At 69.0% G+C, this 19776-nt stretch carries 17 protein-coding genes; 7 read left to right on the top strand and 10 right to left on the bottom strand.

Annotated features, from left to right (window positions below):
- Nucleotides 1-2: 2 nt before the first annotated feature.
- The 5 genes from H8F26_RS11070 to H8F26_RS11050 form a co-directional block, all read right to left on the bottom strand.
- A complete protein-coding gene (locus H8F26_RS11070) occupies nucleotides 3-1013 on the bottom strand; it encodes an isopenicillin N synthase family oxygenase (RefSeq protein WP_197153977.1) in 1011 nt (336 codons plus the stop codon).
- Between the two features lie 112 nt (nucleotides 1014-1125).
- A complete protein-coding gene (locus tag H8F26_RS11065; RefSeq protein ID WP_197153976.1) occupies nucleotides 1126-1686 on the bottom strand; it encodes a PAP/fibrillin family protein in 561 nt (186 codons plus the stop codon).
- Nucleotides 1687-1700: 14 nt separating this feature from the next.
- The gene (locus H8F26_RS11060) at nucleotides 1701-2594 is read right to left on the bottom strand and encodes a phosphatidate cytidylyltransferase (protein ID WP_197153975.1); all 894 of its coding nucleotides are present in this window, start codon (nucleotides 2592-2594) and stop codon (nucleotides 1701-1703) included.
- 57 nt (nucleotides 2595-2651) lie between these two features.
- On the bottom strand, nucleotides 2652-3296 hold the full coding sequence (gene cbiT / locus H8F26_RS11055; protein WP_197153974.1) for a precorrin-6Y C5,15-methyltransferase subunit CbiT: 645 nt from the start codon (nucleotides 3294-3296) through the stop codon (nucleotides 2652-2654).
- An 8-nt stretch (nucleotides 3297-3304) separates the two neighbouring features.
- Nucleotides 3305-4750 carry a lysine decarboxylase gene (locus H8F26_RS11050; protein ID WP_322757440.1) on the bottom strand — a complete coding sequence of 482 codons (1446 nt, stop codon included), beginning with the start codon at nucleotides 4748-4750 and terminating at the stop codon, nucleotides 3305-3307.
- Nucleotides 4751-4868: 118 nt separating this feature from the next.
- On the opposite strand from H8F26_RS11050, the gene H8F26_RS11045 reads away from it, so the two are divergent.
- Nucleotides 4869-6518, top strand: a complete 1650-nt coding sequence (locus H8F26_RS11045) for an AarF/ABC1/UbiB kinase family protein (protein WP_197153972.1) — start codon at nucleotides 4869-4871, stop codon at nucleotides 6516-6518.
- A 93-nt stretch (nucleotides 6519-6611) separates the two neighbouring features.
- Nucleotides 6612-7112: a hypothetical protein gene (locus tag H8F26_RS11040; protein WP_197159152.1), complete on the top strand. Its 501-nt coding sequence runs from the start codon at nucleotides 6612-6614 to the stop codon at nucleotides 7110-7112.
- Between the two features lie 99 nt (nucleotides 7113-7211).
- Here H8F26_RS11040 and H8F26_RS11035 read toward each other — a convergent pair whose 3' ends face one another.
- Complete coding sequence (locus H8F26_RS11035; protein WP_197153971.1) at nucleotides 7212-8201, bottom strand: RpoD/SigA family RNA polymerase sigma factor; 990 nt, start codon at nucleotides 8199-8201, stop codon at nucleotides 7212-7214.
- A 109-nt stretch (nucleotides 8202-8310) separates the two neighbouring features.
- On the opposite strand from H8F26_RS11035, the gene H8F26_RS11030 reads away from it, so the two are divergent.
- Nucleotides 8311-9036, top strand: a complete 726-nt coding sequence (locus H8F26_RS11030) for a pseudouridine synthase (protein WP_197153970.1) — start codon at nucleotides 8311-8313, stop codon at nucleotides 9034-9036.
- A complete protein-coding gene (locus H8F26_RS11025) occupies nucleotides 9033-10034 on the top strand; it encodes a helix-turn-helix domain-containing protein (protein ID WP_231597768.1) in 1002 nt (333 codons plus the stop codon). Before H8F26_RS11030 ends, H8F26_RS11025 begins: the two co-directional genes overlap by 4 nt.
- Here the strand turns inward: H8F26_RS11025 and malQ are convergent.
- Nucleotides 9992-11575 (bottom strand): 4-alpha-glucanotransferase, encoded by a 1584-nt coding sequence (gene malQ / locus H8F26_RS11020; RefSeq protein WP_197153968.1) that lies wholly within the window; start codon nucleotides 11573-11575, stop codon nucleotides 9992-9994. The two genes, H8F26_RS11025 and malQ, sit on opposite strands and share 43 nt — an antisense overlap.
- Complete coding sequence (locus H8F26_RS11015) at nucleotides 11572-12807, bottom strand: Coenzyme F420 hydrogenase/dehydrogenase, beta subunit C-terminal domain (protein ID WP_197153967.1); 1236 nt, start codon at nucleotides 12805-12807, stop codon at nucleotides 11572-11574. Before H8F26_RS11015 ends, malQ begins: the two co-directional genes overlap by 4 nt.
- A 108-nt stretch (nucleotides 12808-12915) precedes the next feature.
- Here H8F26_RS11015 and H8F26_RS11010 point away from each other — a divergent pair, with 108 nt between their 5' ends.
- On the top strand, nucleotides 12916-13980 hold the full coding sequence (locus H8F26_RS11010; protein WP_231605144.1) for an LCP family protein: 1065 nt from the start codon (nucleotides 12916-12918) through the stop codon (nucleotides 13978-13980).
- 11 nt (nucleotides 13981-13991) lie between these two features.
- Here the strand turns inward: H8F26_RS11010 and H8F26_RS11005 are convergent, their stop codons facing one another.
- Nucleotides 13992-14579: a hypothetical protein gene (locus H8F26_RS11005; RefSeq protein ID WP_197153965.1), complete on the bottom strand. Its 588-nt coding sequence runs from the start codon at nucleotides 14577-14579 to the stop codon at nucleotides 13992-13994.
- Between the two features lie 68 nt (nucleotides 14580-14647).
- Here H8F26_RS11005 and H8F26_RS11000 point away from each other — a divergent pair, with 68 nt between their 5' ends.
- Together H8F26_RS11000 and H8F26_RS10995 are read left to right on the top strand one after the other, a co-directional pair.
- On the top strand, nucleotides 14648-15655 hold the full coding sequence (locus tag H8F26_RS11000; RefSeq protein WP_197153964.1) for a ribose-phosphate pyrophosphokinase: 1008 nt from the start codon (nucleotides 14648-14650) through the stop codon (nucleotides 15653-15655).
- A complete protein-coding gene (locus tag H8F26_RS10995) occupies nucleotides 15621-16928 on the top strand; it encodes a glycoside hydrolase family 10 protein (RefSeq protein ID WP_231597767.1) in 1308 nt (435 codons plus the stop codon). Before H8F26_RS11000 ends, H8F26_RS10995 begins: the two co-directional genes overlap by 35 nt.
- A 60-nt stretch (nucleotides 16929-16988) precedes the next feature.
- Here H8F26_RS10995 and pepN read toward each other — a convergent pair whose 3' ends face one another.
- Nucleotides 16989-19685 (bottom strand): aminopeptidase N, encoded by a 2697-nt coding sequence (gene pepN / locus H8F26_RS10990; RefSeq protein WP_197153963.1) that lies wholly within the window; start codon nucleotides 19683-19685, stop codon nucleotides 16989-16991.
- Nucleotides 19686-19776 lie beyond the last annotated feature (91 nt).

Below are 19776 nucleotides of genomic sequence, written 5' to 3'. Positions count from 1 at the left end.
CCTCACGACGGCTGTCTCTGATCCAGGGGCGGCGACGATTCCGCAGGGCTTGGTGTCTCCAGCAGCTGAATCTGAAACAGCACATCCTCCAGCGCATCGGCCGCGCTGATGCCGGCATGGCGCGGTGGGTTCTCCGTTGTGCAGCAACTGGGCAGGGGCGCCAGGACCGTCCAGGGGCGGGCGTGGCAGAACTGCACCACACTGAGCCGCTGCTCGCTGCTGCCTGGAGGTGCCACCACCCGGTGCCAGCCGGCTGGGATCAGGCCATTGCTGAGCCGCTCCAGCATCAGGCCGCTGTTGAGGATCACCCGCCCAGACGGCGGCAGGGCATCCCGCCACTGGCCCTGCACCTTCACCTGCAGGCCCGGCCCCGTGGCCCGCGGCAGGGCCGTGATCAGGTTGATGTCGCCGTGGGCAGCCGCCCACAGGTGCGATCTGCTGGGGGCCTGCGCCATTGGTGGGTAGCGGATCGCGCGGGTGAGGGTGGGGGCGTCCTGCACCATCTCCTCAAACAGCGTCTCGGCGCAGCCGAGCCCCAGAGCGATCACCCGCAGAACGCGCCGTTGCAGATCAGCCACGGCAGCATGAAAGTGGCCCAGTACGGCCGTGATGCCGGGCACCACCTGCTCGGGTAGCACCGGTTCGGGATAGAGATGGGGATAGCGCCGCCGCAGGGGATGAGCCGCCGCCAGCGGAGCGGCCCAGTTGAGCATTTCCTTCCAGTCCGCCTGCTCGCTGCCGGCGGCCGTTTCCACCAGAAGCCCCGTGTAGCCGGTCTGGCCATGGCTGCCGGGTGCCCGGAAGCGCTGCTTGACCTCTGGCTCCAGGGCGAAGAACCGCGCCAGCATTCCGTAGGCGGTATCGAGCAGGTCCTCGGGCAGATCGCTGCTGGTGTAGACGAAGCCCGTGGCCAGGCTGCGGCGCACCCCATCCACCACCGCCCGCCGGGCAGCTCCATCGCCGCGTTCGAACCGGAGCAGATCGACATCGAGAATCTCTGGCTCCTGGACCATGGCGGGGTTCCCCGGACTGGCTAGAGCGGAAGTATCCCGCCCCTGCCCGCCATGGACTTCACCCAGAACTTCGCCCATCCCCGCCTGGCCTGACCCCAGCGCTGGAAGGCTCTCAGGCGGCCGGCAGCAGGTCTTCCGGCCGTAGATCCGGCCGGCGCCGCAGGGCGAAGAGGGTGCCGGCGTTGCCGCGACAGAGGCGCAGCTCCTGGTCGAGCACGGTGATGTCGAGCCAGGCCGGCGTGGCCTGCCGCACCCGGGCCAGCAGCTCGGGGCGCCAGGCCCCCAGGGTGGGGCCGATCCAGCCGCCCCGCTCGAAGCGCACGCTCACACGCTGGCGGCCTTCGACGGCGATGGCCGCCACCACGCTGATCGCCGCCACTCCCCCCAGGGGTCCCCGCAGCCGCAGCAGATTCATGGCCCGGCCGGCCTCCGGATCGAGCACCTGCAGATTCTCCAGCCAGGGGGCCTCCCGCAGCCAGGGCTGGGAGCTGCTGCTCCAGAACAGCTCCCAGACCCCGCGCAGCAGGGCCCGGTCCCGTTCCAGATCCGCCGGCTGCAGCCGCTCCAGCTGCTCCACCACGGGCCGCAGATCCCGGCGCTGCGGCGGTGGATGGGCCTGGGCCTCGAGCAGGGCCCGGCGGCAGGCTTCGGCGGTGTCGGGTGGTGCGGTCATGAGCGGGGCGAGGTTCAGCGGTCGAGCAGCGGCAGCACCAGGCTCACCAGCGAATACACCACCGCCGGGGTGAACAAGTAACTGTCGATCCGATCCAGAATGCCGCCGTGGCCGGGGATGGCATCACCGGAATCTTTCAGACCGGCATCCCGCTTCATCATCGATTCGGTGAGATCGCCCACCAGGGCGAACAGAGCGACGACCCCGCCGAGCACGCCCCCCACCAGCCAGCCCCAGCGCCAGCCCAGCAGCACGCCTCCGAGCACACCCACCAGCACGGCACAGCCCACTCCGCCCAGGGCTCCCTCCACCGTCTTGCCGGGGGAAATCGGCGAGAGGGGGTGCCGGCCCAGGCGGCGACCGATCATGTAAGAGCCGATGTCCGTGGCCACGATCAGCAGGCAGGCCAGCAGCATCAGCGCCATGCCGGGGGTGAACAGCGGCGGGGCTGAGGCCAGATTCGGGGCCAGCATCGGATCGGCGAGCTCGCGCAGCTTGATCCAGTAGCTCGGCAGAAAGCCCAGATAAAAGAGCCCGAAGATCGAGGCGGCGATGTCGGCGATCGTGCCGGTGACCGGCTGCAACAGCAACCAGCCGCAGATCACCGCCCCCGACACCGGCAGCACCGCCGCTGACAGGTCGACCGCCAGCCAGCCGCCGCCATCAGTGGCGGCCATGGTGGTGAACAGCAGGATCTGACAGGCCACCAGGGTGGTTTTGGTGGCAGGCCGGATCCCCTTGAACTGGGCCATGCGGAAGAACTCCAGCAGCCCCAGATGCACGATCACGCCCAGGGCCACGGTGAACCACCAGCCGCCCAGCAGCACCACCACCAGCCCGAACCCCCCCGCCGCCCAACCGCTCAGCAGCCGGGACAGGGAGGTGGCAGTGCGGGGGGACGGCAGCAAGACGGGGGAATGGCAGGGACAGGCAGGAGGGCGGCGGCCGATTGTCGGGGCCGACCTTCAGCGCTCGGCCGCGATCAGAAACAGCGGCTCGGCCGCGGCCAGCTTCGCCTGGCTGCCGCGCCGCTGCATGCGGTGCACGGTGGCCTGCACCACATGCACGTCGCGGGCCTGCAGCTGGGTGAGGGTGTCGGTGGCATCCACCAGACCCTCGAGGCTGGTGGTGCTGATCACCAGCCGGCCGCTGGGGGTGAGTGATGGCCACACCGCCTGCAGCACCTCACCGAGGGGACGCCCCACCTCCAGCACCACCCGATCAGGACGGGGCGGCAGGGTGTGGAGATCGGCGGGGGCCTGGCCGGGGTGGATGTGGAGGTTGGGGATCCCGAAGCGGCGACGGTTGCGCTCCAGCAGGGCGATCGCCTCCGGATCCCGCTCCAGGGTGTGCACTTCGCCGGCGGGCATCAGCCGGGCGATCTCCAGGGCCAGGGCACCGGTGCCGCCGCCGATGTCCCAGACCAGCGAATCGGCGCGCGGCCGCAGGTGTGCCAGCAGCATCACCCGCAGTTCCAGGGGGGTGGGGCTGAAGCCCGGGGCATCTTCAAAGGCGTTGTCCGGCAGCCCCGGGGTCACGAAATCCCAGAGGTAGCGGCTGCCGTCCTGGTCAGCGTGCGAGCCCGGAGAATCGTGGCCGGGTTCCGCCATCTGCCGTCTCATCCGGCCACAACCGCCACCGTATCAGCGATCTGGCCGGGCCAGAGCCGCCGCTGCCTCTGCAACCAGCTGGCGCGGCTGGCGTCGATCCGTTCTCCGGGGATCAGCAGTGGAATGCCGGGTGGATAGGGGCAGAGCGGCTCGGCGGCGATGCGTCCGCAGGCCCGCTCCAGCGGCACGAACTCGCGGGGGGATCTCCAGGCCGCGGCCAGGGGAAGCTCCAGGCAGGCCAGAGGCGGCAGCGGCGGTGGCTCGAAGGGTGGGGCAGGATCGGCGCCGAGCGCCGTGCGCAGGGCGGCCAGGTGCTGCGGCAGCCGGCGCAGGCCAGCCGGCGGGCAGGTGCCGAGGCAGAAGGTGAGCGTGCCGGGTTCCGGCAGTTCGGCCACCACGCCGCGCTCCATCAGCCAGTCATCGGCCTCGAGACCGTTGATCCCCAGGGCGGCGGTGTTGAGCACGAGTCGCAGGGGATCCTCCGTCTCCACCAGCGGCAGTTGCCTCTGCCGCAGGGCCTGCTGCAGCCGTGCGGCCAGCGCCAGAGCCCGCTGATGCTGACGCTGGCCCGCCCGGCTGCTCCGGTGGCCCAGCGCTGCGGCCGCGGAGGTGAGCAGCAGGGCACTGGGGCTGGAGGTCTGCAGCCAGAGCAGGGCCCGCTCGATCGCCGCCACCGCGACCCGCTCGCCCCGGCTCAGCAGCGCAGCGCTCTGGGCAAGGCCCCCGCCGCTCTTCTGCAGGGAGAGCACCTCCAGATCGGCCCCGGCAGCCAGGGCCTCACCCCAGCCATGGGCGCCATCCACCAGCACCGGCAGCCCCGCGGCGTGGGCCTGGGCCAGCAGCGGCGGCAGATCGGCCCGAAACCCGTGATAGGTGGGGCTGACCAGCACCAGTGCCGCGATCCGGCTACCTGGCAGCCGGGCCTGGGTTCCCGGCAAGCCCGGAGCAGAGGCGGCCTGCAGCAGCCGCTCCAGCAGCTCCGGTGTTGGTGGATGCCACAGGCCGGTGGCCGGATCGAAGGGCACCTCGTAGAGCAGGGGTTCGAGTCCGCCCAGCACGCAGCCATGCAGCAGGCTGCGGTGCAGGTTGCGGGGCAGCAGCACCCGATCGCCGGGCTGGCCGAGGGCCAGCAGGGCCGCCTGCAGCAGGCCGCTGGCCCCGTTGACCCCGAACCAGCAGCGCTGCGCCCCGAGCAGCTCAGCGGCGAGGGCCTGCGCCTCAGCCACCGCCCCTGTGGCCTCCAGTGGTCCGCCGAAGCGGGGCAATTCGGGCAGATCCCAGCAGCCGGGCGGCTGGCGCAGCAACTGGCGCAGCTCCGGAGCCAGGCCCCGGCCGCGGCCATGGGCCGGCAGATGCAAGGCCAGTTCGCCGCGACCCGCCCGCAGGGCCGCCAGCAGCGGTGCCGCCGGACTGGACTGCGGTCGGAACCAGGGCAGGTCGGGAAGCAGGGTCACTGGATCGCAGGTCCCTGGGCAGACATTCCTAGAGTTTCCTCTTCCCAAGGGCCAAGACCCAGGAGCCACCGCCATCACTGCGTCCTTTGCCCAGACCCAGGCTCCCGTCGAGGAGCTGGTGCCCTCTTACGACGCCAGCGCTGACCGCCGCTGGCTGCTGCGTCGCCCCTGGCTGCTGATCGCCCGGCTGGTGGTGGTGCTGAGCCAGCTGGGCGGCCTGGCCCTGGTGCTGGTCGTGCAGGGCAACAGCCGCGATCGGGCTGTGCAGCAGCGTCTGGCCCGGCGCATTCTCACCACCCTCACCAACCTGGGCCCCTGCTTCATCAAGGTGGGCCAGGCGCTCTCCACCCGTCCCGACCTGGTGCGGCGCGACTGGCTGGAGCAGCTCACCCAGCTGCAGGACAACCTTCCCCCCTTCGATCACGAGACCGCCCTGGCGCTGATCGAGGCCGAGCTGGGCGCTCCGTTGGAACAGCTGTTCGAGGAGTTCCCCCATTACCCCATGGCCGCGGCCAGCCTCGGCCAGGTGTACAGGGCCCGGCTGGCCGATGGCCACTGGGTGGCTGTGAAGGTGCAGCGACCCAACCTTCCTTACATCCTGCGCCGCGATCTGGCGATCATCCGACTGCTTGGCGTGGCGGCAGCCCCGATCCTGCCGCTCAACCTCGGTTTCGGATTGGCTGAGATCATCGATGAATTCGGCCGCACCCTGTTTGAAGAGATCGACTACCACTGCGAGGCTGATAATGCCGAGCGATTCGCTGCTCTGTTCGCTGACCACCCGGAGGTGATCGTTCCGCGGGTGTACCGGCAGCTCTCCAGCCGTCATGTGCTCACGACCCAGTGGATCAATGGGGTGAAGCTTCAGAACCGGCAGGAGCTGGAGGCGCGCCATCTCGATCCCGCCGCCCTGATCCGCACCGGCGTGATTTCCGGCCTGCAGCAACTGCTCGAGTTCGGCTATTTCCACGCCGATCCCCATCCGGGCAATCTGTTTGCGCTGCCTGGCAAGACCGGAGCCATGGGCCATATGGCCTATGTGGATTTCGGCATGATGGACTCGATCAGTAATGCCGATCGCCTCACCCTCACCGGTGCGGTGGTGCACCTGATCAACCGTGACTTCGCCGCCCTGGCCCAGGACTTCATCGATCTCGGCTTCCTCAATCCCAATGCCGACCTGACCCCGATCCTGCCGGCACTGGAGGAGGTGCTGGGCGGGGCGCTTGGCGAAAATGTGGGCAGCTTCAACTTCAAGGCGATCACGGATCGCTTCTCGGAGCTGATGTTCGACTACCCCTTCCGCGTGCCGGCCCGCTTCGCCCTGATCATCCGTGCCGTGGTGAGCCAGGAAGGGCTGGCGCTGCGGCTGGATCCCAGCTTCAAGATCATCCGGGTCGCCTATCCCTATGTTGCTCGGCGCCTGCTGGCGGGGGACACCGCCGAGATGCGCGAGAAGCTGCTGGAGGTGATCTTCGACCGCGATGGCCGCCTGCGCATCGAGCGGCTCGAAAATCTGCTGCAGGTGGTGGAAGGCGACCAGACCAGTCCGGATCTGCTGCCGGTGGCCACCGATGGCCTGCGGCTCCTGCTTGGCCCTGGCGGCAGCAGCCTGCGTCAGCGTCTGCTGCTCACCCTGGTGCGGAACGACCGGCTCCACACCGAAGATCTGCGGGCCCTGCTGGGTCTGATGCGCCGCACCTTCTCAGCCCGCAAGCTGGCCAGCGGGGTGCTCGCCCGGCTCAATCCCCTGGCCGCCGCAGCCTGATCAGACCCAGTTCTAGGGTCGCGGCACCGTCCGACCGATTCCGTGAGCTTCCTCGCCAGCGGCCCATCCTCTCTCTGTTCTGCCGTTGCGGTGCTGGGCGGCAGCTTCGGTTCGCCGAGTGGCGCCCCCGATCCGGCCCCGGTGAATCTGTCGGAAGCGGCTCTGGATGCCGCCAGTGGCCTGTTCGGCGACCTCGATGCCGATGACATCTTTCTGGAGTACGCCACCCTGGTGCAGCCTCCGTACCTGCTGGCCGGTGCCGGTCTGGCGATCGCGGTGCTGTGCGGGCTCACCTTCGCCCGGCTGGTGCAGAATCGCCTCGATGGCTGGAAGCAGGACCGCCTCAAACTCCTGCCGCTGGGCCAATGGGAAACCACCCTGCCCTATACCGGCCTGGTGATCGGCGTGACCCTGTTCATCGGCGGCAGCCTGCAGGTGTTCGGATTCTCCGCCGGTGCCGCCCTGTTGGTGTCGTTCGTGCTGTCGATGCTGACAGCGGGAGCCCTGTGGGTGCAGTTGGAGCGCCTGATGGAACAGGTGGAGAATGGCAGCTTCAAAGCCGTGGACTTCGACAACTTCGACCAGTTTTTCTGAGGCGGGATTGTTCTCCATTCACTTTTCTGAAGTCCAGTTCTTCGAAGATCTGTTCTTCGAAGTCCAGTGCTTCGGCATCCAGCTGTTCTGAGGAATCGATCAGGCCACCAGGTATCCCTGCAGCAGCTCGGAGCGGGAACGGATTCCCTCCAAAGCTCGCCGCTCGATGTTGCGGGTTTTGTCGCGGCTCATGCCGAGGGTCTTGGCGATCAGGGTGAGGCTCATCGGCTCGTTACCGTCGATGCCGAACCGCATCTTCAACACCCGTCCCTGCAGTTCCGGCAACTGCTCCAGCAGGGAGCTCAGATCGCCCCGCAGGCACTCGCCATCGACCAGCTCCTCGGGCAGCACGCCATCGCCGGCCAGCAGGTCGAGCAGTTCGGTGTCCTCACTGTCGCCCACCTTGGTTTCCAGGCTGACCGGCTGGCGGGCCCGGCAGAGCAGCTCCTTGACCTCGTCTTCCGGCAGTTCGACAAACACCGCCAGCTCGGTGACGGTGGGGGTGCGGCCCAGCTCCTGGCTGAGCTCCCGTTGCCCCTTCTTGAGCTTGTTGAGGGTCTCGGTGATGTGGATCGGCAGGCGGATCGTGCGGCTCTTTTCGGCGATCGCCCGGGTGATCCCCTGGCGGATCCACCAGTAGGCGTAGGTGGAGAACTTGTAGCCGCGGGTGGGATCGAATTTCTCCACGCCCCGCACCAGCCCGATCGTGCCCTCCTGGATCAGATCCAGCAGTTCCATGTTCCGCTTGGTGTACTTCTTCGCCACACTCACCACCAGCCGCAGGTTGGCGGCCACCATCCGCTCCTTGGCGCGGCGGCCGTTGGCGAGCCGGCGCTTGAGCAGGGCCACCGTGAGACTGGCTTCAACGGCCAGCTGCTCCTCACTGGGCGGCTGGCCGCCGCAACGCAGAGTGAGTTCCTCGCGGAGTTCTTCGAGGGCCATCAGCTCCTGGACCTGACGGCCGAGGGTGATCTCCTGCTCGTGGGTGAGCAGTGGTACCCGGCCGATGTCGCGCAGGTAGGAGCGCACCAGATCGCCGTGGGGCCCCGTGGCGGAGCCGGCGGTGGCAACCAGGGAGAGGGAAGGCATGGGGTGGCGGAGTTAGGAAACTTGCCTGTTTCGTAAACCTACCATCAAATTCCGGAATCGTTCCGCCTTGCGCGCAGGACAATGGGCGCAGGGCCGCTCACCCCTTGCCATGGCCGCCGAACGGTTGCAGAAACTGATCGCCGCCGCTGGTCTGGGGTCGCGCCGCCGGGCCGAAGACTGGCTGCGCCAGGGGCGGGTGCGGGTCAATGGCGTCGTGGCGGAGCTGGGCGAGCGGGCTGACCCGCAGCTGGACCGGGTCGAGCTGGATGGCCATCGTCTTGGCGAGCGGCTGCCGGCGCGGGTTCTGCTGCTCAACAAACCCGTGGGGGTGCTCTGCAGTTGTCACGATCCCCACGGGCGCACCACCGTGATGGACCTGCTGCCCCTGGCCTGGCGTCAAGGCGATGGCCTGCATCCGGTGGGCCGTCTCGATGCCGACAGCCGCGGCGCCCTGCTGCTCAGCAACGACGGCAGCTTCACCCTGCGGCTCACCCACCCCCGTTATGGCCACCGCAAGACCTATCGGGTGCGGGTGGCCGGACGCCCGGATGCCGCGACCCTGCGCCGCTGGCAGGCCGGGGTTCAGCTCGACGGACGGCCCAGCGCGCCGGTTGGGCTGCGGGTGCTGCGCCAGGGCCGCGAGAGCTGCCTTCTGGAGCTCGAGATGCGTGAGGGGCGCAACCGCCAGATCCGCCGGACTGGCGAACGCCTCGGCCATCCCGTGCTGGATCTCCAACGCACGGCGATCGGTGATCTCACACTCGGTGATCTGGCGGAAGGCCAGTGGCGCGAGCTCGACCCACAAGAATGGGAGGCTCTGGTCGCGTCTGCGTGAACCTCCGCCCCGGTAAGCCCTCGACGCGCTCCGTGCCGCGGCGCCTGTTGGGCTGGCTCCGGCGTTCCCGGCCCGAATCCCCGACCGGCGGTCCCAGCGGGGTCGAACAGGATCCGCTGCTGCTGGCCGGACGGCAGCTGCGGGAGCAGCGCGAGGCCCGCGGCCTCAACCTGCGGGAACTCGCCCAGGAAACCCGCATCAGCACCCCTGTGCTGGAGGCGCTCGAGCGCGGCTGGCGTGACCGCCTGCCGGAGGTGACCTACCTACGCACCATGCTGCCGCTGATTGAGCGATACCTGGCACTCCCCCCCGGGAGTCTCGATGCGGCCCTGCCTGCGCCGGTGAACGAGGCCCGGCCTTCCAGTCGCCGGATGCTGCTGCAGCGCTTCACCCCCGGCTCGATCGATGTCTTCACCACCTGGCAGGGCACGGTGCTCTACGGCCTGCTCACCCTGGGCCTGGTGTACGCGGTGAACCTGCAGCAGCAGCGCCTCGCCGCCGAGGGGTTGCTGAGCTCGCGGCCGATTTCCCCCCTGCCCCGTTCCGAACAGGTGCGGACCCAGGATCCAGCCGCGCAGCTGCTGGCGATTCATCCGGAGTTGCGTCCCCTGACGCTCACGGCCAGAGGTCAGGGGCTCCCCCAGCTGCGGCGGGAGCTGGCCAAGGGAAGCCCGGAGACGCTCGGGGTGCTGAGCCTGGAGCTGGCCGCCCCCAGCCAGGTGGAGATCACCCCCTCCCAGGGAGGAAACACGCGTCTGGAGGGCGTGAACGGCACGCTCAGCCTGCCGATCCTGCCGCCGTTCGAGCTGCGGATCGAACCGGCCGCGGCGGCACGGGCGGTGCGCTGGAACGGGGCGCCGCTGCCCCCCCTGGCTGGCAATCCCGCTGGCCGCTTCCGCTACCCGGCCGTGATCGCCGCCCCCCCGGCCCCAAAACGACCGGAGACTCCCGTCGCTCAGCCCGCTCCTCCCAGACCCACCGGCGAGGAGCGTCCGTAGCGATCCGCCAGCCGGCCGAAACCGAGCAGCGGACCTTTCAGGTCACTGATCGATCGATTCAGGCGCCAGCACCAGTTCCCACCGGTGGTTCCAGGGGTGTTGAAGCGGGCCCGGTCGTCCAGTTCCAGCAGGTCCTGCAAGGGCACCACCACCAGTTCGGCCTCGGTGGCCAGGGCTGCCTCCAGCAGTTGCCAGCCCGGCGCCGTCACGTCAGCGCCGACAACCGCGCGGACCCGGTCGCGGCCGCCCTGATCGAGCCCATCCCACCAGCTGCGGCTGGTGGCGTTGTCGTGGGTGCCGGTGTACACCACCCAGCGGTTGCCGCGGTAGTTGGCCGGCAGGTAGGGATTGTCCGCGTTGCCATCGAAGGCGAACTGGAGGATCTTCATGCCGGGCAGGGCGAAGCTGTCGCGCAGCGCCTCCACCGCTGGCGTGATCACCCCCAGGTCCTCGGCGATCAGGGGCAGCCGGCCATCGGGGAGCAACCCGCCGCGCCGCCAGCAGTCGAGCCAGAGCAGCGCCAGCAGGGGCCAGCCTGGGGAGGGCTGCCAGGTGCCGTTCTGGGCGGTGGTGTCGCTGCCGGGGATGCTCCAGTAGGCCTGCAGGGCCCGGAAGTGATCCAGCCTCAGCCGGTCGAACAGCTGAAGCTGGCGACCCAGGCGCCGCAGCCACCAGCGGAACCCCCCCAGCCAGTGGGCGCTCCAGCGGTACACCGGGGTGCCCCAGAGCTGGCCGGTGGCGGAGAAGTAGTCGGGCGGAACACCGCTCTGCTGGGCGAGGCTGCCGTCGAACTGGAGGGAGAACAGGGAGCGGTGACGCCAGACATCGGCGCTGTCGTGGGCCACATAGAAGGGCAGATCACCGATCAGCTGCACGCCGCGGCGGTGGGCATGGCGCTGCAGCCCATCCCACTGACGCTGCAGATGCCACTGCAGCAACCCCTCTTCCAGCAGGGCTGGGCCGTGTTGTTGATCGAGGGTCCGCAGGGCACGGCTGTGGCGGCGGGCCAGGGGGCCGGGCCAGTTCCACCAGGGCTGGCCCTCCTGCAGCCGCCGCAGCACCATGAAACGGCAGTGGTCCCGCAGCCAGGAACGCTGCTGCCGGCGCCAGCGGCCAAAGCGCTGTTTCTGGTCCAGCGGCTGGCTGGCCCAGCGCTGGACCAGCAGACGACCCAGGGCCGCCGCCCGGGCTGGGGCCAGGCTCAGGTCGAGCGGTGCCGGCCCGGGAGCTCCAGCGGAGCTCTCAGCCATCGGCTCGGAGCCATCGCTCGGCAGGGCCTCCAGATCGCCAGGCTCGAGAAAGCCCTGGGTCACCAGATCGTCTGCATCCAGCAGCCAGGGATTGAGGGCCGACCCGCTGGGGGAGCTGTAGGGGGAGCCGGTGCCGTCGGTGGGGGCCAGGGGCAGCAGTTGCCAGGCAGCGATGCCCTGATCGGCCAGGAGGTCGATCAGGGCATGGGCGTGCGAACCGAAGGTGCCGCACACCGGCGTGCCCGGCAGGGCGGTGGGATGCAGCAGCACCCCGCAGAGGCGGTCACTCATGGAGAGGGGATGCGGTAGCGCTCAACGATCCGACGGGCGAAGGCGGGGATATGACGCTCCGCCATCTCCGGGTGATGGCGCCGCAGCCACAGGGCATTGCGGGTGAAGTGGGAATCAATCGAGAAGCGGCCGTACTCCAGACCCTGCGGGCCCACCCGCTGCACCAGGAAACCGACCAGTTCGGCCAGCCAACGGGGCAGTTTCAGGGCCTTGTCGTAGGCGTCGATGCCCTGCTGCACGGCGGCACGCCGATCACCGCGGCTGGTGACGGGAGCGGTATCCAGCTCGGGCTCCACCAGATCCAGCAGCACCTGCCCCCTGGGGTTGCGCACCGTGATCCACTGGCGGCCGAAGCTGGCCCCCATGTACCCCACCACCAGATCGGCACCGGCATTGGTGTAGTCGAAGCAACTCAGGCAGCTGGGGGCGAAGACATCCTTGAGCTTCGGGGTGTCCAGCCCGAAGAACGGAACGGTCTCCTCGCTGCCGTCGCTGTGGCGGAAGTGGATGCGGAAGTCCTGCATGAACTCGTAGTGCACCACCGTCGCGGGAGAGCGGCTGGCGCTTTCGAGGAAGGTCTGCAGGCCTTCGCGGCTGACGTTGTCGACGCAGGGCAGCCCCAGCACGTAGAGCTCGTCGAGAGGCAAGGTCGTCTGCACGGCCCGCAGGGCCTGGATCTGACAGCCCACGCCGATGGCCAGCAACCTCTGGATGCCGCTGCCGGGCAGCTGCTCCAGCACTTCAAGGTTGGGCGAGAGGGTGGGCTTGTTGACCCGGGCCGCCAGCACCTGCTCGGCGGTGCGGGCCAGTACCGGCACGGGGGTGAAGCGATCGTCAGGGCTCTGGCCCACGCAGAGCACGGCATCGACAAGACCGGTCTCCAGGGCTCGCACGCCGATCCGGCTGACGATGCCGGTCCACTGGGCTCCGGCGATCGGCTGCTGCAGCCGGGCCGAAAGCATCCGCTGCTGCACGCCGAAGTAGAGCTCGTCCTCGTCATCGAGCCGGCGGCTGCGACCGTGGGCGGACGCCTCCATGGTCTCGAAGTTCTGGCTCAGAAAGGCGCAGGCGCGGCGCACGTAGGCCACCCAGCGGGTGTCGCAGAGGCCGCACTGACTGCAGAGGTCCTTGGCTGGATAGACGCTGCCCTTGGCCAGGGGGCGGGACCGCTCGTGCGGTGGCGTGGCGGAGCCCGCGGTGGCGCCGGACGGCGTGCTGGAGGCTGCGGTCAAGGAAGGGGGGTGGGCTGACTCCACGGCCCACAACCTATCGGCCACCCGGCCCAGCGGGGCAAATCCCCGGGCTGAGCCAGAGTGGGGGCCACCAGCCCTGCGGGCACCATGCCCCCCATGCGGGACACCGACCCTTCCACCTCCAGCTCCTCAGCGGAACATTCCGCCGCGCCGCGGGTCCGCCCCGTCGGCAAGGGCCATCGCTGGCGAGCCCTGGGCCGTGTCGTCATCGCCCTCGCCGGCGCTGGTCTCGGCATCTCCGTGCTGGGCTGGATCTGGCCCGTTCAGGACTCCCGCAGCCCCGACGACCGCCCCAGCACAGCAAGCGATCTGGCCGAGCCACCACGCCGGCCGATCACGTTGCTGGTGGTGGGGCTGGATTCCGATCGCCTGCCTGGCTCACCCCAGACCCCGCCAGCCACCAGCGCGTCGCCCGCTCAGGACACCGCCGCGAAGGACAACGCCACCGCCGCCAAGCCTGCCCCGAGCCCCAACAGCGACGCGCTGCTGCTGGTGCGGGTCGATCCGGAAGGTCCTCTGCAGGTGCTCGGCCTGCCCACTGAACTGGCCGTGAATCTGCCTGGTCAGAAACGTCCCCAGGCTCTGGGCAGCCTCTACCGCACGGGCGGGGTCGCCCTGACCGGCGATGCGGTGCGCGAACTGCTGAAGCTGGAGCCCGGCGAGCCGGACCGCTATCTGGTGCTCTCCCGCGCCGGACTGCGCAGCCTGGTGGATGCCCTGGGCCGGCTGGAGGTCAATCCACCCCGCAAGATGCTCTACGAAGACAAGGCGCAGGGCTACCGCATTGATCTGCAGAGCGGTCTGCAGCAACTCGACGGTGCCCAGGTGGAGCAGTTGCTGCGCTACCGCGATCCCAGCCTCGGCGAGCTCAGTCGCCGCCAGCAGCAGGAGCTGGTGGTGCTCGCCCTGATTGAGAGCCTGGCTCAGCCGGCCCGCTTGGCCAATCTGCCGGACCTGGTGCAGAAGCTGCGCAGCGAGGTGGACACGAACCTCGAGCCCAGCGAGACCCTCAGCCTGCTGGCCGCTGGTCTGGCCCGCCCTGGGGAGGTGCGCTTCCTGTCGCTGCCGCTGGGGCCGGCCAAAGCGACATACGGCGGCCTGCGGCAGCTCGAGACCAAAGCCCCCCTGCCGCCCTGGAAGACGAAGACCTGAGCGGTCCATGCTCAGTCCAGCTCAGCCTGTAGCTGCAGCCAGCGAGCCTCCAGGCTGAGCCGCATGGCGTCCATGCCCTGTTCGGTCCACTCCTGCTCGACGGCCTCCGACAAGACCGCTTCAGGCCGCCCAGCCTCCGGTAGCCAGCCGATCCAGGGCAGTCCGTCACTCCGGCGCCGGGCTGGCTCCCAGGGGCCACCGCCCTGGATCAGGCCGAGCAGGGGCACCTGCCACTGCCGCAGCAGGGCTGTGGTGGCCGCGGGAGCGCCCGTGGCGAGGCTGTCGGCCGGCAGCAGCAGCAGGCTGGGTTGGCGCCAGCCCCCCAGCGCCTCGGCCCAGTGATGCGTTGCAGCGCTGGCCGGATCCTCCAGCAGCAGGCCCGGATCGCAGGGGAGCGCGGCCAGCCAGGGGCCGACGATGGCCTCCAGCTGATGCAGGGCCTGGTGGGGGCAAGCGGCCGGCGTCAGGGTGTGCAGCGGCAGGCCCAGGGCCGCCGCCAGCCGTGGAGCCTGGTCGCTCAGGAGGGCCGCCACCTGGTCGGCTCGGCCGCTTGAGGCCAGCACCACTCTCAGGGGCGTGGCCAGGCCGGAAAACTTCACGCTTGTTCGCACTGGCTGGGACGGGTCGCTTCTACCATCGAAACTCCGCCGTCGCGCTTGCGTCCGCCGTGACCAGTTTCTTGACCGCTGATCGGGTGGAGCAGCAGTCCAGTCCCACCCAGTCAGCCCAGGACACGCGGCGGCTGCGGCTGTTCAGCGGCTCCTCCAACCCCCATCTGGCCCGCGAGATCGCCGCCTACCTGGGGGTTCCGGATGGCCCGTGCGTGATCAAGCGCTTCGCCGACGGCGAGCTGTACATCCAGATTCAGGAGTCGATCCGCGGCTGCGATGTTTTCCTGATCCAGCCCACCTGCGCTCCGGTGAATGATCACCTGATGGAGCTGCTGATCATGGTGGATGCCTGCCGCCGCGCCTCGGCCCGGCAGATCACCGCGGTGATCCCTTATTACGGCTACGCCCGCGCCGACCGCAAGACCGCCGGCCGCGAATCGATCACGGCCAAACTGGTGGCCAATCTGCTGGTCAAGTCCGGTGTGGATCGGGTGCTGGCGATGGACCTGCATTCCTCCCAGATCCAGGGGTATTTCGATATCCCCTGCGATCACATCTACGGCTCACCGGTGCTGGTCGACTATCTCCGCACCCGCAACCTCGGGGAGGTGGTCGTGGTGTCGCCGGATGTGGGTGGGGTGGCCCGGGCCCGCGCCTTCGCCAAGCAGATGAACGATGCCCCCCTGGCGATCATCGACAAACGGCGCAGTGGTCACAACGTGGCCGAGAGCCTCACCGTGATCGGGGATGTGGCCGACAAAACCGCCGTGTTGATCGACGACATGATCGACACCGGCGGCACCATCTACCAGGGCGCCAAGCTGCTGCGGGAACGGGGTGCTGCCCGGGTGCTCGCCTGCGCCACCCATGCCGTGTTCTCGCCGCCGGCGGTGGAGCGCCTCTCCACCCCTGGCCTGTTCGAAGAAGTGGTGGTGACCAACAGCATCCCGTTGGTCCCGGAGCGCTCGTTCCCGCAGCTCCAGGTTCTCTCGGTGGCCAACATGCTTGGAGAAGCGATCTGGCGTATTCATGAAGAGAGCTCTGTCAGCTCGATGTTCCGCTGAGTCGCAGCATCCCCTCTACAGGCTGCTGAGACTGGGCGGCGCCCTTGCGCTGGCAGCAGCCTTCGTCTCCGGCCCTGCGGCCGTCCCAACCGGTGCGGTGGAGCGCGATCGGCGAGCTCCGGCCCCCAATCGCTCCGCGCCGCAGTCCCAACCCCGCCCGCGCCTGCAGGATCTGCTGCAGGCCAGTGGTGGCCGGCGTGTCGGGGTGTGGCTCACGAACAGTCCGAGCCCGCTGTACTACGACGCCGGCAGGATCGAGCGGGCGGTTCAGGAGCTCGCCGATGCCGGCTTCAACACCCTCTACCCCAACGTCTGGAGCCGAGGCACCACTTTCCACCGCAGCCGCTGGGCGCCCATGGAGCCGGCCCTGCTGCGGGCCGGTGCCGACCTCGATCCGATCTGCCGGCTCACCCAAGCCGCCCAGCGCCGCGGCCTGCAGGTGATTCCCTGGTTTGAATACGGCCTGATGGAGCCGGCCGATGCGGAGGTGGTACGCCGCCATCCAGAGTGGCTGCTCCAGCGGCGCGATGGCAGCAGCCTCTATGCGATGCATGGCGCCGATCTGCGCACATCGCCGCTGAAGGACCTGCGGGTGTGGCTCAATCCGGCCCATCCGGGAGTGCGCAGCCGCTTCATCGGTCTGGTCAGCGAGATCGTGCAGCGCTGCGGAGTGGACGGCATCCAGCTCGACGACCACTTCGCCTGGCCCGTGGATCTGGGCTACGACCCCTACACCCGGGCGCTCTACCGCGCCGAGACCGGCCGCGAACCACCCGACAACGCCACCGACCGGGACTGGATGCGCTGGCGGCGGCAGCAACTCACCGGACTGCTGCGGGATCTGCGCAGCTCCCTCGGCAAGCTGGATCGGGATCGGCGCACGGTGGTGAGCCTCTCGCCCGGCCCGTTCCGTTTCGCCTACAACCACTGGCTGCAGGACTGGGAGCTGTGGGCGCTGGGGGAACTGATCGACGACCTGGTGGTGCAGAACTACGCCTATTCCGTGGCCGGTTTCGCCAAGGATCTCAATCAGCCGGCCCTGGTGAAGGCGCGGCAGTGGGGCATGCCGGTGGAGATCGGCATCCTGGCCGGCTTCGGGGGCCGCACGCCGCCGATGAGCCAGCTGGAGGAGAAGGCGCGCCTGGCGGCCCAGCGGGGCCACGGCGTCATTTACTTCTACTGGGAAGGGCTCTGGGGCCAGCACGCCGGACCGGAGGGGGGCGCCCAGAGGAAGGCCGCTTTCCGCCGACTGCATGGGCAGATCTTTCGCTGAAGGCTGTTTCGCTGAGCCGCGGCTCGCCTCGGCCATCGTGCTGTGCCCGCTGAAGCGCCCTCAGCCCAGGCACTGCTCCACCACCTCGCGGGTGTTGGAGGACAACGGTGCGGCCGCCAACAGGTTCAGGGCCTCGGCCATTCGCTCGCGCCGCTCGGGGCCATAACTCCGCCAGCGGCTGAACACCTTCGCCAGGCGTGAGGCCGTGATCGGGTTGCGGCCGTCGAGGGCGGCGATCTGCTCCGCCAGGAAGCGGTAGCCACGGCCATCGGCGGCATGAAAGACCACCGCGTTGCCTGCCAGGCCGCCCAGCACCGCCCGGACGGAATTGGGGGCCATGGGATCGAAGCGCGGGTGCTCCAGCAGACGCGCCACCCGTTCCAGGCCATCGGCGAAGGGCGCCCCGGCCTCCAGGGCGAACCAGGCATCGAGGATCACGGGCCGGTCCTGCCAGCGCTCAAAGAAGGCCGCCATCGCCTCCTGCCGCTCCGGGATGGCATGGGCCTGCAGCGCCTGCAGTCCGCAACGGGACAGGGTCATCGATGGCCCGTGCACCGCATCCCGGGCCATTGCTGCCATCGCCCCGTCGCCGGCGGCGATCCGCCAGGCCCAGATCCGGCCGGTGAGCATGCGGGCGCCGCTGCCCTGCGGCCATTCCATCCCCCAATAGGCCCGGCAGCGTTCCAGGGTGTGGGCCAGCAGCTCGGCATGGGCCTCACCGAAGCGGCGCTGGAGGGCCAGCCCGGCAGCGACCAGGGCCGGAGGATCAGGTTCCACCATGGCCTCCTCCAGCTCCGCCATCCCAGGAGCGACCAACAGGATGCTGCGGCTCGCCTCCGCGAGGGAGGGATCGCTGAGGATGCGGCCGAAGGCATCGATCAGCTCCTCCTCCAGCTGGTCATGGGGCTGCCCGCTGGCTCGGGCGACCAGGGCCTTGCGCAGCAACACCTGGCTCGCATCCCAGCGAGCGAAAGGGTCGCTGTCGCTGGCCAGCAGATGCACCAGCTCGGCGGTGGAACGACCGATCTCCAGCCGAACCGGAGCCGAGAAACCCCGCAGCAACGACAGGGCCGGCGGATGGCCCTCCGGCGGCAAGCCCTCGAAGCGCAGCTGCTGTTCCGCCTGATCGATCACCAGCAGGCGGCTCTCCTTGCCCCAGGCGCCCTGAAGCTCGGCGGCGGCCGCCTGCGAGGGCGACTCCCCGGCCAGGCGCAGGGGCAGGGGCTGGCCCGCCCGATCCACCAGGCCCAGCACCAGCGGAATCACCAGGGGCTGCTTGTCGGGCTGGCCCGGCGTGGGCGGGGTGTGCTGCCGCAGGGTGAGCTCCAGCACCCCCGCCGCACCATCCCAGCGGCGGTTCACCTGCAGCACCGGCGTGCCGGCCTGGTGGTACCAACGCCGGAACTGGGCGAAATCGAAGCTGGCAGAGCCGGCCGCTGCGTCTTCCATCGCCTGCACGAAGTCCTGGCAGGTGGCCGCGGTGCCGTCATGGCGCTCCACATAGAGGGCCATGCCGCGCTGGAAGGTCTCGGCACCAAGCAGCGTGTGCAGAGCGCGAATCAGTTCCGATCCCTTTTCGTAGATCGTGGTGGTGTAGAAGTTATCGATCGCCTGGTAGTGATCCGGCTGCACCGGATGGGCCGTGGGGCCGGCATCTTCGCGGAACTGGGTATTGCGCAGCAGCGAGACATTCTCGATTCGCTTCAGGGCCGCTCCATGCAGGTCCGCGCTGAAGCACTGATCGCGAAAGACGGTCAGCCCCTCCTTGAGCGAAAGCTGGAACCAGTCGCGACAGGTGATGCGATTGCCGGTCCAATTATGAAAGTATTCGTGTGCGATCACACTCTCGATCCGCTCCAGTTCCGCATCGGTGGCGGTTTCGGCATCGGCCAGCACCAGCTTGGAATTGAAGATATTCAGGCTCTTGTTTTCCATCGCGCCCATGTTGAAGTGGCGCACCGCGACGATGTTGAACTCATCGAGGTCGTACTCCAGGCCGTACACCTGTTCATCCCAGGCCATCGCCCGTTTGAGTGAAGCCATGGCATGGCCGGTGTAGGGGCTGTCGCCCGGTTCCACGTGGATCCGCAGCAGCACGGAACGACCCGAGGCTGTGGTGAACTGATCGCGCACCTCCTCAAGGCGTCCGGCCACCAGGGCGAACAGATAGGAGGGTTTGGGGAAGGGATCGTCCCAGATGGCGTAGTGGCGTTCGGCTTCGCTGCCCGCTTCGGCCTCGAGACTTCCGGTTTCGACACAGTTGCCATTGGAGAGCAGCACCGGGCAGGCGGAGCGATTTGCTTCGATCCGCACCCGGAAGCGGCTGAGCAGATCCGGGCGGTCGGGGTGGAAGGTGATGCGCCGGAACCCCTCGGCTTCGCACTGGGTGGTGTAGAGCCCGCCACTCACGTACAGGCCTTCCAGGGTTGTGTTGGTCTCGGGGTGCAGGCGAACGCGGCTGTGCAACAGGAACGGCCGCGCTGGTGGCTCCAGGATCCGCAACTGCCCTTGCATGTGCTGGATCGCCGCCGCGGCGACGGGCTCGCCATCGAGGCTGAGATCGAGCAGCTCAAGATCGAGCCCCTGCAGCAGCAGGGACTCGGGATGGCCGTCTTCCGTCGGCACGGCCGCCGGATTGGGCCGGAACGCCAGCGCTGCCTCCACCTCCGTGTGGTCAGGGAACAGCCGCACCGTCAGGTCGACGCGATCCAGAAGGAAGGGCGCGGGACGGTAGTCCGCGAGGCGCACAACGGCCATGGAGTTGGCAGAGCGGGGGGAATCGGCCTGGATGGCCAGCGAAAGAACAGAAACCGCGCGGGGCTGAGCCTTGCGACGGTTGAGACAACTC

The organism is Synechococcus sp. CBW1006, assembly GCF_015840525.1.
Lineage (GTDB): Bacteria > Cyanobacteriota > Cyanobacteriia > PCC-6307 > Cyanobiaceae > CBW1002.
The sequence above is the reverse complement of the archived record's forward strand: the minus strand, read 5'-3'. Positions and strand labels throughout refer to the sequence as shown.

Coding starts and splice junctions, on each gene's coding strand:
- H8F26_RS11070 (WP_197153977.1), bottom strand. CDS start 1,013: ATGGTCCAGGAGCCAGAGATTCTCGATGTCGATCTGCTCCGGTTCGAA.
- H8F26_RS11065 (WP_197153976.1), bottom strand. CDS start 1,686: ATGACCGCACCACCCGACACCGCCGAAGCCTGCCGCCGGGCCCTGCTC.
- cbiT (WP_197153974.1), bottom strand. CDS start 3,296: ATGGCGGAACCCGGCCACGATTCTCCGGGCTCGCACGCTGACCAGGAC.
- H8F26_RS11035 (WP_197153971.1), bottom strand. CDS start 8,201: ATGCCTTCCCTCTCCCTGGTTGCCACCGCCGGCTCCGCCACGGGGCCC.
- H8F26_RS11030 (WP_197153970.1), top strand. CDS start 8,311: ATGGCCGCCGAACGGTTGCAGAAACTGATCGCCGCCGCTGGTCTGGGG.
- malQ (WP_197153968.1), bottom strand. CDS start 11,575: ATGAGTGACCGCCTCTGCGGGGTGCTGCTGCATCCCACCGCCCTGCCG.
- H8F26_RS11010 (WP_231605144.1), top strand. CDS start 12,916: ATGCCCCCCATGCGGGACACCGACCCTTCCACCTCCAGCTCCTCAGCG.
- H8F26_RS10995 (WP_231597767.1), top strand. CDS start 15,621: ATGAAGAGAGCTCTGTCAGCTCGATGTTCCGCTGAGTCGCAGCATCCC.
- pepN (WP_197153963.1), bottom strand. CDS start 19,685: ATGGCCGTTGTGCGCCTCGCGGACTACCGTCCCGCGCCCTTCCTTCTG.